11 protein-coding genes and 1 riboswitch are annotated in these 12,008 nt (G+C 71.8%); of the genes, 8 read left to right on the top strand and 3 right to left on the bottom strand.

Features of this window, described 5'->3' with window-relative positions:
- Positions 1-239 precede the first annotated feature (239 nt).
- The 8 genes from IEV65_RS07600 to IEV65_RS07565 all read left to right on the top strand — a co-directional run bounded on the left by IEV65_RS07600 (position 240) and on the right by IEV65_RS07565 (position 9,452).
- On the top strand, positions 240-1,709 hold the full coding sequence (locus tag IEV65_RS07600) for an ABC transporter permease (protein WP_229735007.1): 1,470 nt from the start codon (positions 240-242) through the stop codon (positions 1,707-1,709).
- Between the two features lie 55 nt (positions 1,710-1,764).
- Positions 1,765-2,826: an ABC transporter permease gene (locus tag IEV65_RS07595; RefSeq protein ID WP_188429256.1), complete on the top strand. Its 1,062-nt coding sequence runs from the start codon at positions 1,765-1,767 to the stop codon at positions 2,824-2,826.
- Positions 2,826-4,625, top strand: a complete 1,800-nt coding sequence (locus IEV65_RS07590; protein ID WP_229735006.1) for an ABC transporter ATP-binding protein — start codon at positions 2,826-2,828, stop codon at positions 4,623-4,625. Before IEV65_RS07595 ends, IEV65_RS07590 begins: the two co-directional genes overlap by 1 nt.
- 97 nt (positions 4,626-4,722) lie before the next feature.
- Positions 4,723-5,655, top strand: coding sequence for a methionyl-tRNA formyltransferase (fmt, locus tag IEV65_RS07585; protein ID WP_188429254.1), 933 nt, complete (start codon positions 4,723-4,725; stop codon positions 5,653-5,655).
- Positions 5,648-7,261: an RsmB/NOP family class I SAM-dependent RNA methyltransferase gene (locus IEV65_RS07580; protein ID WP_188429252.1), complete on the top strand. Its 1,614-nt coding sequence runs from the start codon at positions 5,648-5,650 to the stop codon at positions 7,259-7,261. Before fmt ends, IEV65_RS07580 begins: the two co-directional genes overlap by 8 nt.
- A gap of 10 nt (positions 7,262-7,271) precedes the next feature.
- Positions 7,272-7,949 (top strand): ribulose-phosphate 3-epimerase, encoded by a 678-nt coding sequence (rpe, locus tag IEV65_RS07575; protein WP_188429250.1) that lies wholly within the window; start codon positions 7,272-7,274, stop codon positions 7,947-7,949.
- A 20-nt stretch (positions 7,950-7,969) separates the two neighbouring features.
- Positions 7,970-8,099, top strand: a riboswitch (FMN riboswitch).
- 157 nt (positions 8,100-8,256) lie between these two features.
- Positions 8,257-8,979 (top strand): nicotinamide mononucleotide transporter family protein, encoded by a 723-nt coding sequence (locus IEV65_RS07570; RefSeq protein ID WP_188429248.1) that lies wholly within the window; start codon positions 8,257-8,259, stop codon positions 8,977-8,979.
- Positions 8,976-9,452: a PH domain-containing protein gene (locus IEV65_RS07565; protein WP_188429246.1), complete on the top strand. Its 477-nt coding sequence runs from the start codon at positions 8,976-8,978 to the stop codon at positions 9,450-9,452. Before IEV65_RS07570 ends, IEV65_RS07565 begins: the two co-directional genes overlap by 4 nt.
- Here IEV65_RS07565 and IEV65_RS07560 read toward each other — a convergent pair.
- Genes IEV65_RS07560 through IEV65_RS07550 form a run of 3 tightly spaced genes read right to left on the bottom strand, consistent with a single transcriptional unit; the run spans position 9,449 to position 11,902 of the window.
- Positions 9,449-10,675 (bottom strand): FUSC family protein, encoded by a 1,227-nt coding sequence (locus tag IEV65_RS07560; RefSeq protein WP_188429244.1) that lies wholly within the window; start codon positions 10,673-10,675, stop codon positions 9,449-9,451. The genes IEV65_RS07565 and IEV65_RS07560 overlap by 4 nt on opposite strands.
- A complete protein-coding gene (locus tag IEV65_RS07555; protein ID WP_188429242.1) occupies positions 10,672-11,262 on the bottom strand; it encodes a nucleoside/nucleotide kinase family protein in 591 nt (196 codons plus the stop codon). Before IEV65_RS07555 ends, IEV65_RS07560 begins: the two co-directional genes overlap by 4 nt.
- A complete protein-coding gene (locus tag IEV65_RS07550) occupies positions 11,252-11,902 on the bottom strand; it encodes a TIGR03085 family metal-binding protein (RefSeq protein WP_188429240.1) in 651 nt (216 codons plus the stop codon). The genes IEV65_RS07555 and IEV65_RS07550 overlap by 11 nt, the downstream gene beginning before the upstream one ends.
- Between the last annotated feature and the right edge of the window lie 106 nt (positions 11,903-12,008).

Below are 12,008 nucleotides of genomic sequence, written 5' to 3'. Positions count from 1 at the left end.
AGGGCTTCAGCCTTCCCGCCCCTCCGGCCTGTCCAGACCGTTTTCGTGGTCGTCCACCGTCAGCGAGGACCGTGGTCGCCACCCTCGCCGGGCCCGTCGTCGCGGGCGACGACTCCCGACATCGTCGGTTAGAGTCTCCCGGCAACCGAGCCACGTCGCCGTGGCTTCCTCAGGAAGGTATTTTTCCCGTGCTTCAGTTCGTACTCCGAAGGATCGCCATCTCCTTGGTGGTCCTGCTGATGGGTTCTGCGTTGATGTTCTTCGCGACGATCAACGCCGGCGACCCGTTGGCAGACCTGCGTGAGAGCCGCGCCGAGAACCGCGAGCAGCTCATGCAGGCGCGCATCGAGAACATGAACCTCGACCTCCCGTGGTACCAGCGCTACCTGACCTGGCTGGCCGGCGCGAGCAAGTGCCTGGTGCTGGCCTGCGACCTCGGGCAGGCATCCAACGGCGCCAACATCAACTCCATGCTGGTCAACGCTGCCGGTGCCAGCCTCCGTCTGGTCTCCATCTCGGTGGTGCTGGCGATCGTCATCGGTATCGCCCTGGGTGTGCTGACCGCCATCCGGCAGTACTCCGGGTTCGACTACACCGTGACCTTCGCCGCCTTCCTGTTCTTCTCCCTGCCGGTCTTCTGGGCGGCCGTCCTCCTCAAGGACTTCGGCGCCATCCGTTTCAACAACTGGATCGCGGACCCAGCCCTGTCGACCACAGCCATGGCGGTGATCGCGCTGGTCTTCGCGCTGCTCGTCGCCTCGGTCCTCGGCGGCGACATCCGCCGGCAGGCGGTGACCTTCCTGGTGACGGCGGCCGTCGTCTTCGGGGTCGTGTTTGCCTTCGACAGCGTGGGCTGGTGGCGCAAGCCGGCTCTCGGCCTGCCGCTGATCATCCTCGGTGGCCTGCTGGCCCTGGGCTTCTTCCTGACCATGACGGTGGGCCTGTCCCAGCGCAAGATCACGATCGCCGGGCTGGTGACGGTCGCGGTGGGCATCGTCGCCTACTTCGTCACCGCCCCGATCATGGTGGACCCCGCGAACTGGTGGGTCATCCTCGCGCTCATCGCGGTGACCGTGGTGGTCTCCGGGGCGATCGGCTGGTTCCTCGGGGGGTTCGAGCGGAAGACCGCCGCCTACGTCACGATCGGGACCGGTCTCGGCTTCGCGTTCCTCGTCTTCATGGACCGGCTGCTGCGCAACTGGGGGGCGTTCCTGGAGATCAAGCCGCGCCCGATCTCGACGATCGGTTCGGGGATCCCGGAGTTCGAGGGCACCTTCTGGGCAGAGATCTTCGACTGGGGCGTGCAGCTGATCCTGCCCACCATCGTGCTGACCGTGATCTCGATCGCCGGCTACAGCCGTTACACGCGCGCCTCGATGCTGGAGACCATCAACCAGGACTACATCCGCACCGCCCGCTCCAAGGGCCTCTCGGACCGCGTCGTCTACACCAAGCACGCGCTGCGCAACGCGCTGATCCCCATCACCACCATTGTGGCGTTCGACTTCGCCGCGCTGCTGGGCGGTGCGGTCATCACCGAGTCGATCTTCGGCTGGAAGGGTCTGGGGGCCATGTTCCGCGACGGGCTCAACAAGGTGGACCCGGGCCCCGTCATGGGCTACTACCTCGTCGCCGGCGGGGCTGCCGTGCTGATGAACATGCTGGCGGACATCGCCTACGCCTTCCTCGACCCGCGCATCCGCAGGTGAGCTCCGAGATGACCCCGAGCTCCCACCAGCACGCACACACCCCAAGGACTGACCGATGAACGACAGGCCGATCACCCCCGGCGACGACCGCCCCGACCAGGATCTTCCGCAGGAGCCGGGGTCCGGGCGCGAGGGACTGTCCCCGATCCCCGCTCAGCAGGACAAGGACGCCCCCCAGACGGAGACCTTCTCCGTGGAGAAGCAGCTCGACCTGAGCCAGAAGTCCTACTCCCAGGGCCAGCTCGTGCGGCGGCGGTTCATCCGCCACCGTGGCGCCATGGTCTCCCTGGCTGTCCTCATCTTCATCACCATCTTCGCCTTCACCTCCATCGGCTACGGCTGGATCCCGGGCTGGTGGGACAAGGACTACTGGCGCGGCGGTCTCAACATCGACCGCGGCCGTCCCACCCTGCAGCTGTGGCCGTTCTCGGCGGGCGAGCACCCGTTCGGCCAGGACAACGCCGGCAAGGACTACTTCGCCCTCACGATGCGCGGGACGCAGCGGTCCCTCATCGTCGCCTTCACCGTCGGGTTGTTCTCCACGATCCTCGGCACCATCATCGGCGCGGTCGCCGGCTACTACCGCGGCTGGATCGAGTCGATCCTGATGCGCATCACCGACCTGTTCATCGTCATCCCGGCCCTGGTCCTCGCGGCGGTGTTCGGCAAGATGGCCAACGGCGGGATCTGGCCCCTGGCCTTCCTCCTGTCCGTCATCGGCTGGACCGGCCTGGCGCGGCTCGTGCGCGGTGAGGTGCTCTCGCTGCGCGAGCGCGAGTTCGTCACGGCCGCCGAGGCCATCGGGACGGGCTCCGGACGCATCATCTTCAAGCACATCCTGCCCAACACGATCGGCACGATCATCGTCAGCGCCACGCTGGCCATCGCCGCCACGATCCTCACCGAGTCGGCGCTGTCCTTCCTCGGCTGGGGCGTGCGTGCGCCCGACACCTCGCTCGGACTGCTGATCTCCACCTACCAGAACAGCTTCCAGTCGCGGCCGTGGCTCTTCTGGTGGCCGGGCATGATCATCCTGGCCATCGCGCTGGCCGTGAACTTCCTGGGCGACGGCCTCCGTGACGCCTTCGACCCCCGCCAGAACAGGACCGCCGACTGATGACGACATTCCAGAACGACCAGGACCAGATCTTCACCGGCTCGGGGACCCCGCTGGACGGTGAGGAGGTCGTCCTCTCCTTCGACGACGTCGACGTCCGCTTCAAGACCGAGTTCGGCAGCGTGCACGCCGTCAAGGGCGTCGACCTGCGCGTGCGGCCCGGCGAGGTCGTGGCGCTCGTGGGCGAGTCCGGATCGGGCAAGTCCGTCACCTCGATGACCGCGATGCGCCTGCTGCCGCGCAACGCCCGCATCGGCGGCGTGGTCAACGTCGCGGGCAAGGACGTGGGGCGACTCTCCGAGCGGACCATGCGTCGCCTTCGCGGCAACGACGTGGCGATGGTCTTCCAGGAGCCGATGACCGCGCTCAACCCGGTGCTCACCATCGGCACGCAGATGGTCGAGTCCATGGAGCTGCACGGTGTCGCGCGTGGGCAGGCGGCCGTCGACCGGGCGGTCGAGCTGCTCGGCATGGTCGGCATCCCGGAGCCCGAGCGCCAGATGGCCAAGTACCCCCACGAGCTCTCCGGCGGTCAGCGCCAGCGTGTCGTCATCGCGATGGCGATCAGCTGCGACCCGAAGGTCATCATCGCCGACGAGCCCACGACCGCCCTCGACGTGACCGTCCAGGCCGACATCCTCGACCTGCTGCGCTCCCTCAAGGACAAGCTCAACACCGGCATCCTGCTCATCACCCACAACATGGGCGTGGTCGCCGACATGGCCGACCGCGTCGCCGTCATGTTCAAGGGCGAGATCGTCGAGCGGGGCACCGTCGAGGAGGTCCTGCTGCGCCCGCAGCACGACTACACCAAGATGCTGCTCGGCTCGGTGCCGCGCATGGGTGCCGGCCGTGGCCAGATGGGCATCAGCGTGCGCGAGGAGGTCGACGAGACCGCACCCCTCGCCATCGAGCTGAAGAACCTCGTCATCGAGTACCAGCGTCTGGGCAAGGCGCCGTTCCGCGCGGTCGACGACGTGAGCTTCACGGTGCGCAAGGGCGAGATCGTCGGTCTGGTGGGCGAGTCCGGCTCGGGCAAGTCGACCATCGGGCGCTGTGCCCTGGGCCTCATCCCGGCCGCCGGTGGCGAGTTCCGCCTGCTGGGCGAGGACATCACCAGGATGAACCGCAAGCAGCTCAAGGGCCTGCGCAAGCGCATCGGCGTCGTCTTCCAGGACCCGGCGGCCTCGCTCAACCCGCGTCTGCCCATCGGTGACTGCATCGCCGAGCCGATGGTCGTGCACGGCATCGGCGACCGGAAGTCGCGCCAGGACAAGGTCTACGAGCTCCTCGACGCCGTCCAGCTGCCGCGCGAGGTCTACAACCGCTACCCGCACGAGGTCTCGGGCGGTCAGCGCCAGCGTATCTGCGTGGCGCGGGCGCTCACCCTCGACCCCGAGCTGCTGGTCGCCGACGAGCCGACCTCGGCCCTGGACGTCTCCGTCCAGGCGCGCGTGCTGAAGATCTTCTCCGAGCTGCAGGAGCAGTTCGGGTTCGCCTGCCTGTTCATCAGCCACGACCTGGCGGTCATCGACCTGCTGGCCCACAAGGTCGTCGTGCTCCAGAACGGCAAGGTCGTCGAGGCCGGCCCGCGCGAGCAGATCATGGAGAACCCGCAGGAGGAGTACACCCAACGGCTGATCGCGGCGGCTCCCGTCCCGGACCCGATCGAGCAGGGTCGTCGGCGCCGCGAGCGCCACGAGCTGCTGCGGGCCCAGGGTGAGGAGGTCGTCGAGCTGCACCTGGACGACCCCTCCGCCTTCCGTGAGTCGATCTCGGGCGAGGCAGACACGCTCTGACCCTCGGCCTCCCCGTCCGGCGGCCCCACCCCACGGGTGCGGGCCGCCGTGGCGTGCGCGGAGGCCGGAGGCGCGATGATGGACCTGGAGGTATGACGTGAAGGTGCTGTTCGCCGGGACGCCCGAGGTGGCCGTCCCTTCGCTGGAGGCGCTGCTGGCCTCCGACCATGAGGTCGTCGGTGTGCTGACCCGTCCCGACGCCCGCGCCGGTCGGGGACGGCGGTCGCGCCCGTCGCCGGTGCGCGAGGTCGCCGAGGCGGCCGGGGTGCCGGTGCTCGCACCGGAGCGTCTCGGTGCCCCAGGAGTCAGCGAGGAGATCGCGGCGCTGGGGGCGCAGGGCTGCGCTGTCGTGGCCTACGGCGCCCTCGTGCCGCCGGCCCTGCTGGTGCTGCCGCCCCACGGCTGGGTCAACCTGCACTTCTCCCTCCTCCCCGCCTGGCGCGGGGCAGCGCCGGTCCAGCACGCGGTGCTGGCGGGGGACGACGTCACGGGGGCGGTGACCTTCCTGCTCGAGGAGGGTCTGGACACCGGCCCCGTGCTGGGTCGCCTGACGGAGACGGTGCGAGCGGACGACACCAGCGGGGCCCTGCTCGGCCGCCTGGCGAACGCGGGCGCCGGTCTGCTCGTCGCGACCTTCGACGGGCTGGAGGCGGGGACGCTCGTCGCCCAGCCGCAGCCCTCCGAGGGGGTCAGCCTGGCACCGAAGCTCGAGGTCGATGACGCTCGCGTCGACTGGGCGCGACCGGCCTTCGCCGTCGACCGGCTGGTGCGGGCCACGACGCCTGCGCCGGGTGCCTGGACGACCTGGCGGGGCGAGCGGCTCAAGCTGCAGCCCGTCGAGGTCGTGCCCGCCACGCAGGACCTCGCGCTGGCTCCGGGCGAGATCCGCGCCGACAAGCGCGAGGTGCTCGTGGGCACGGGCAGCGGCCCGGTGCGGCTGGGCGTCGTCCAGCCGCACGGCAAGAAGCCGATGCCGGCGGCCGACTGGGCGCGCGGCGTGCGCCCCGAGGAGGGAGAGAGCGTTGTCTGACGAGCGTCGGGACGGCCGTGGCGGTCAGGAGCGTGGCGGTCAGGACCGTGGCGGACAGCATCGTGGGCGCCGCGCAGGGGGCGCGCGCGGCGGAGGCCGCGGAGACGGGCGGTCTCATGGTGAACGCGCCGGTGGCGACGGGTCCCGGCGCGGTCCGCGACAGCGCTCGGCCCAGCGGCCCGCCGAGCGTGCCCGGCGGGGCGACCCGGCGAGGGACACGGCCTACCTGGTCCTGCGGGCGGTCGAGCGGGACGGTGCGTATGCCAACCTCGAGCTCCCGAAGGCACTCCGGGAGGCGAGGCTGCGGGGCCGGGACGCCGCGTTCGCGACGGAGCTCGTCTACGGCACGCTGCGGATGCAGGGCCTTTACGACGCGATCCTCTCGGCCGCGGCAGACCGCCCGGCCGACCAGGTCGACGGCCACGTGCGCGACGTGCTCCGGCTCGGCACCCACCAACTGCTGGCGATGAGGGTCCCGGACCACGCGGCCGTGAGCGCCACCGTGGCGCTCGCCCGCCAGCACGTGAGCCAGGGGGCGGGCGGTTTCGTCAACGCCGTCCTGCGCCGGGTGAGCGAGCGCAGCCGCGAGGAGTGGGTGGAGACCGTCACGGCCGGGATCGGGGATCCCGTGGCCCGACTGGCGCTCGAGCACTCGCACCCCGAGTGGGTCGTCCGCGCCCTGCGTGCCGCGCTGATCGCGCACGGCAGCACGGCCGAGCAGGCCGACGTCGAGCTCCCCGAGCTGCTGGCGGCGCACAACGCGCCCGGTCCGCTGACGCTGGTGGCACGTCCGGGTCTGGTCGCCGACGCCGCGCTCGAGGAGGCGGGAGCGACCCCGTCGCCGGTGGCTCCCACGGCCTGGTCGTTGCCGGCCGGCGACCCAGGGGTCCTGTCCTCGGTCCGCGACGGCCGCGCCGCCGTGCAGGACGCCGGGTCCCAGCTGCTCACCCTGGCGCTGGCCGAGGCGCCACTGGAGGGGCGTGACGAGCGGTGGCTGGACCTGTGCGCCGGACCGGGCGGCAAGGCCGGTCTGCTCGCGGCGCTCGCCCTGCAGCGCGGGGCGTCGTTGCGTGCCAACGAGGTGACCCCGCACCGGGCCGAGCTGGTGCGGCATACCCTGCAGGGCGCGCTGGACGCCGGAGCCCGCGTGGCGGTGACCGTGGACGACGGACGTGACGTCGGCGCCCAGGAGCCGGGCGCCTACGACCGCGTGCTCGTGGACGCCCCCTGCACCGGCCTGGGCGCCCTGCGCCGTCGGCCGGAGTCGCGCTGGCGTCGCTCCCCGCAGGACCTCAGCAGCCTGGGGCCGCTGCAGCGCGAGCTGCTCGACTCCGCCGTCGAGGCGGTGCGTCCCGGCGGCCTCGTCGCCTACTCCACCTGCTCGCCCCACATCGGCGAGACGACCCTCGTGGTCAACGACCTGCTCAAGCGTCGTGACGACGTCGAGCTGCTCGACGTCCGCCCGCTGCTGCGCGACCGCTCCGGCACCCCGCTGCCGGGGACCGGTGGCGAGGGCGAGCCGTGGGCCCAGCTCTGGTCGCACCGCCACGACACCGACGGCATGTTCGTGGCGCTGCTGCGCCGACGCCTGCCGTCGACCTCCTAGGGTGAGGCCCATGCCGCAGCCGCACCTGCAGATCAGCCCGTCCATCCTCTCGGCCGACTTCGCCAACCTCGAGCGAGAGCTGGCGCGCATCTCGGACGCCGACTGGGCGCACGTCGACGTCATGGACAACCACTTCGTCCCCAACCTCACCCTGGGGCAGCCCGTGGTCGAGGCGCTGGCGCGCGTCAGTCCCGTCCCGCTCGACTGCCACCTGATGATCGAGGACCCTGACAGGTGGGCGCCGGGCTATGCCGAGGCGGGTGCTCGGTCCGTGACCTTCCACGTCGAGGCGGCCAAGGACCCGGTCGCGACCGCGCGGGCGATCCGGGCCGCCGGCGCCCGCGCGGCGTTCGCGGTGAAGCCCGGCACGCACTTCGCCCCCTACGAGCACCTGCTGAGAGAGGTCGACATGGTGCTCGTGATGACGGTCGAGCCCGGCTTCGGCGGACAGTCCTTCATGAGCGAGCAGATGCCCAAGGTCCGCGAGGTGCGCGAGGCGGTCAGGCGCCACGGTGGCGAGATCTGGATCCAGGTGGACGGGGGAGTGTCCCTGGACACGATCGGCCAGTGCGTCGAGGCCGGGGCCGACGTGTTCGTCGCCGGGTCCGCGGTCTACGGGGCCGAGGACGTGCCCGTCCGGATCGGCCAGCTGCGGGCGCTCGCGGGAGAGCACGCGCACCGGGCGTAAGATGGTCGATGCAACATGCAACACGTGCTCCGGGGTCGGTGCAATTCCGAGCCGGCGGTGACAGTCCGCGACCCGGCCGCAGCCAGCGGCGGTTGACCTGGTGAAACTCCAGGACCGACGGTGAAAGTCCGGATGGGAGGCAGCACGCGGGTCGTCACCCAGACGACGCAGGACCACGGTGACGGCGACGGCATACCCGGTCCCGTCGTCGACGACCCCGACACGCTTCGCGTACAACCCCCGGCGCCCACACCTCGTGGCCGGGGGCTCTTCGTTCCTGGCCACCCGATCCGCAAAGGATGAAGTCGTGGACGTCTGGAACGACATCTTCAACGCACAGCTGCACATCGGTGAGCACTCGATCCTGTGGCGGGAGGTCGTCGGCAACGCCTTCGGCCTGGCCTCGGCGATCCTGGGCATGCGCCGCAAGGTCTGGGCCTGGCCCGTCGGCATCGTCGGCAACCTGCTCCTCTTCACCGTCTTCATGGGGGTCTGGTTCACCAACCCCCAGGACCAGACGCTCGTCGGGCAGGCCGCCCGTCAGGTGTTCTTCATCCTGACCAGCCTCTACGGGTGGTCGGAGTGGAACCGTTCGCGACGGGGCCGCGCCAAGGACGCCCCGGCCATCACCCCGCGCTGGGCGACCGCGCGCGAGCGGGTGGCCTACCTCGTGGTGGCCGCCCTCCTCGTGGTGATCCTCCAGTGGGTCTTCTCGCTGATCGGCTCCGGTCCGTACTGGGAGGCGCCGCGCTGGTACTACTGGACCGATGCGTGGATCTTCGTGGGCTCGATGCTGGCCACCTACGCGATGGCGCGCGGCTGGGTGGACTTCTGGCTGGTCTGGATCGCCGTCGACCTCGTCGGGGTCCCGCTACTGTGGCACTCCGGGTTCTACCCCTCGGCGGTCCTGTATGCCGTCTACGGCGCCTTCGTCCTGTGGGGCTTCTTCGTCTGGAAGCGGGCGGCGCGGGTCGAGGCCCCGACCGGGGGCGGCCCGTCGCTCGCCGACGACCGTAGCCTGACCGTATGACCTCCCCGACCCCACGGCGCGCGTACGACACCTTCCGCCCTCTGACCGGGGCGTGGGTGGCCCGCGCGTGCGCCGTGGCGGTCGTGGTCGTCTTCGTCCTCGTGGCGGTGCTGTCGCCGGTGACGCTGGGCACGTCCGCGGGGCAGGCGTTGCTCAACCGAGTGGCGATCGCCCTCTTCGGGGTGGGCGCCGCGGCGTTCCTGTGGCGCTACTCCGTCATCCGTGCGGTGCCGTCGCCGCAGGGGCTGAGGGTGGTCAACCTCGTGCGGTCCCACGACCTCGACTGGGCCCAGGTCGTGCGGGTGGGTTTCTCCGGGGGAGCACCGTGGGCGGTGCTCGAGCTGACCGACACGGAGGAGATCGCGGTGATGGCGATCCAGCGGGCCGACGGGCAGCGCGCCGAGCGGGAGGCCGCGCGCCTGGCGGCCCTCATCGCCCACCACCACCGCCCGGCGGGCGGTCAGGACGACTAGGCCCGCACGTCGCCCGGACCCTCGACCTCCGGCTCGTCGGCCTCGGGCTCGTCGGGGCCCGTCGGGTCCAGCTCGTCCCGGCGGGTCGGGACCCGCCGTCGGGCCTGCTGCGGCGACATGCCCGAGAGGACCAGCATGTCGACCACGGTCGATCGGACCTGGGCCCGCATGACCTCTGCTGACAGACCGGCTCTGGAGTGGCTCCAGGTGGAGTCGCGCGCCAGCAGGATCAGGTCCTCCTGGGCGCCCTCCAGAGGGGTCCGGGCGTCGAGATGCTCCTGCACGGTCGCGACCGCGGCGGCCAGACCGGTGACCAGGTCGATGTAGGTGTCCGGCACGAACTCGTGCTCGTCGACGGCGATCTCGGCACGCCGCACCAGCACCCGCACGCTGCGGATCACGAGGTCGAGCGGCCCGAGCAGCTGGTGCACCTCGCGCACGTCCTCCCGGTGGCTACGGGTGAGCAGGGGCGCCAGGCGCGCGGCCGCCCGCGCCTCGGACGTGGCGTCACGCAGCGCGTCGAGCTCCTTGGACAGCTCGCGGGCCCGCTTGAGCGCGGACCGGGCCCTGGACAGGTCCCGGTTGCGCAGCGCCTGGGCGGTGTCCGTGAGCACGACCGCCAGGTGTCCGATCACGTCGATCGCGCGCTCGCGGGGCCTCTCGGTCGTCGAGGCGGTCGGGGCCAGCATGGCGACGAGCAGCGCGACGCCGCCTCCCGCGACGGCGTCCAGCCAGCGGCTGAAGGCCTCGCCCTGCCCGGCGACGAGCGTCGTGACGATCACCCCCTGGATCCCCGCCTGCATCATGAGCAGGGTCCCGGCCCCGAGCAGGACGGCCAACGACATCGCGACGACCGACACGGCGAGGATCTGCCACACGCCGGATCCGAAGAGGTGGACGAAGAGGTCGCCGACGAGGACCCCGATGGCGACCCCCAGCGTGAGCTCCAGGATGCGGCGGACCCGGTCGTCGTAGGTGAGTCCCAGGCACACCATCGCCGTGACCGGGGCGAAGAAGGGCAGCGGGTGCCCGAGCACCACCTGCGCGAACCACCAGGCCAGCGCCGCGCCCAGCCCGGCCTGCAGGATGAGCCAGGCCCGCGAGCGCAGGCGCAGCAGGCGGTGGCGCGCCGAGCCCGGCGTCAGCTGGTCGAGCACGGGGTCCAGGAGGTGACCGGTGGGTCGCTGCCCGGGGCGCGGCCGACCCGTGAGCGGGAGCCTCATGGAGCCAGTCTGGACCAGGTCAGGCGTCCGGACACCGTGTCGAGCACCACGTCCGCCTCGGGCCGCCCGTGCCGCAGGAGCCGCTCCTCCTGCTCGGCCCAGGTCGTCCACCAGGGCGCGAAGGTCTCGCCGTCCCGGGCCAGGGCGCGGACCCTCCGCACGTCCGCAGGCGCCTCGAGCCAGACGCGCAGGTCCACGAGGTCGGAGCAGCCGGAGCTGAGGACGCCGACCCCCTCGACGAGCAGCACGGCCGCAGGCCGGACCGGGCGGAGGGGGCCCGGGACGCCGGCGACCCAGTCCCAGCTGCGGTAGGCGGCGGGACGGCCCGTCCGCAGCGGCAGGAGCACGTCCTGGCACAACGTCTCCAGGCCGGCGGACAGACCGCTCCACCCGGGGTAGAGGTCGTCCAGGTGGACCGTGGTCACCGCGGTGCCGGCCTCGGCCAGGCCGTCCTCCAGCCGGCCGGCCAGGTCGGTCTTGCCCGACCCGCTGCGCCCGTCCACACCGACCACCAGAGGTGGTCGGCTGCCGGCGTCCAGGAGGTCGAGCGCCCGCAGGACCAGGCTCTCGTGCGGCTCAGGCCCCACGTCGGTGGCCGGCCAGCGCCCGCACGTCCTCGGGGGCACCCTGCGCCTCGACCCGGGCCACGTCGGTGCGCCCGAACGCGTGGAGGAGCAGCTCGAGCGGGGTCCCGCGGAGCACCACCGTGCCCGCGTCGGCGGGCGGACGGGCGACCGCCAGACGCGGACGCGCCATGCCCTCGGCCACCAGGACGACGCCCACCGGCGCGGTGCGGTAGAACACCCGGCCCCCGCGTCGCAGCGCCTGCCACAGGGACTCCTGGACCGGTGTCGGCAACACGGTCGGTGCCCAGCCGGGCTGGGCGCGCACCATGTCCTCGTGGTGGATCGCCAGCTCGGCCGTGTTGACGGCGGCGTCGAGCGTCGACCAGCGCGTCGGGAACCACGAGGCCGGGCCCGAGCGCACCTGCTCCGCCAGCGCCTCCAGCGGGGTGCGGGCCGCCACCCGTGCGCGCACCGCGTCGGTGTGTCGGCCCAGGGGCCCCTGCGCCAGCGCGATGCCGGGCAGCACGTCCGCCCGGTGCTCGCGGGTGACGAGGTGGGCCATCAGATCCTGCACGCGCCACGGCGAGCAGAGGGTCGGCGCGTCCGGACCGAGGCGCAGGGCGGTGGAGGCGACGATCTCGCGGAGGTGAGCGGTCTGCATACCCTCATCCCATCACGTCGGGGGAGCGCGCCCGGTCGGCCCGCGACGGGCCTCACCGGCCCGCGCCAGGGCGCGGCCACCGTCCTGGGATGAGAGGATGACGGTT

Origin of the sequence: Ornithinimicrobium tianjinense, assembly GCF_014636495.1 — a bacterium.
In the GTDB taxonomy this organism is placed as follows: domain Bacteria; phylum Actinomycetota; class Actinomycetes; order Actinomycetales; family Dermatophilaceae; genus Ornithinicoccus; species Ornithinicoccus tianjinensis.
The sequence above is the reverse complement of the archived record's forward strand: the minus strand, read 5'-3'. Positions and strand labels throughout refer to the sequence as shown.

Coding starts and splice junctions, on each gene's coding strand:
- IEV65_RS07590 (WP_229735006.1), top strand. CDS start 2,826: ATGACGACATTCCAGAACGACCAGGACCAGATCTTCACCGGCTCGGGG.
- IEV65_RS07560 (WP_188429244.1), bottom strand. CDS start 10,675: ATGAGGCTCCCGCTCACGGGTCGGCCGCGCCCCGGGCAGCGACCCACC.
- rpe (WP_188429250.1), top strand. CDS start 7,272: ATGCCGCAGCCGCACCTGCAGATCAGCCCGTCCATCCTCTCGGCCGAC.
- IEV65_RS07550 (WP_188429240.1), bottom strand. CDS start 11,902: ATGCAGACCGCTCACCTCCGCGAGATCGTCGCCTCCACCGCCCTGCGC.
- IEV65_RS07595 (WP_188429256.1), top strand. CDS start 1,765: ATGAACGACAGGCCGATCACCCCCGGCGACGACCGCCCCGACCAGGAT.
- IEV65_RS07600 (WP_229735007.1), top strand. CDS start 240: ATGGGTTCTGCGTTGATGTTCTTCGCGACGATCAACGCCGGCGACCCG.
- IEV65_RS07565 (WP_188429246.1), top strand. CDS start 8,976: ATGACCTCCCCGACCCCACGGCGCGCGTACGACACCTTCCGCCCTCTG.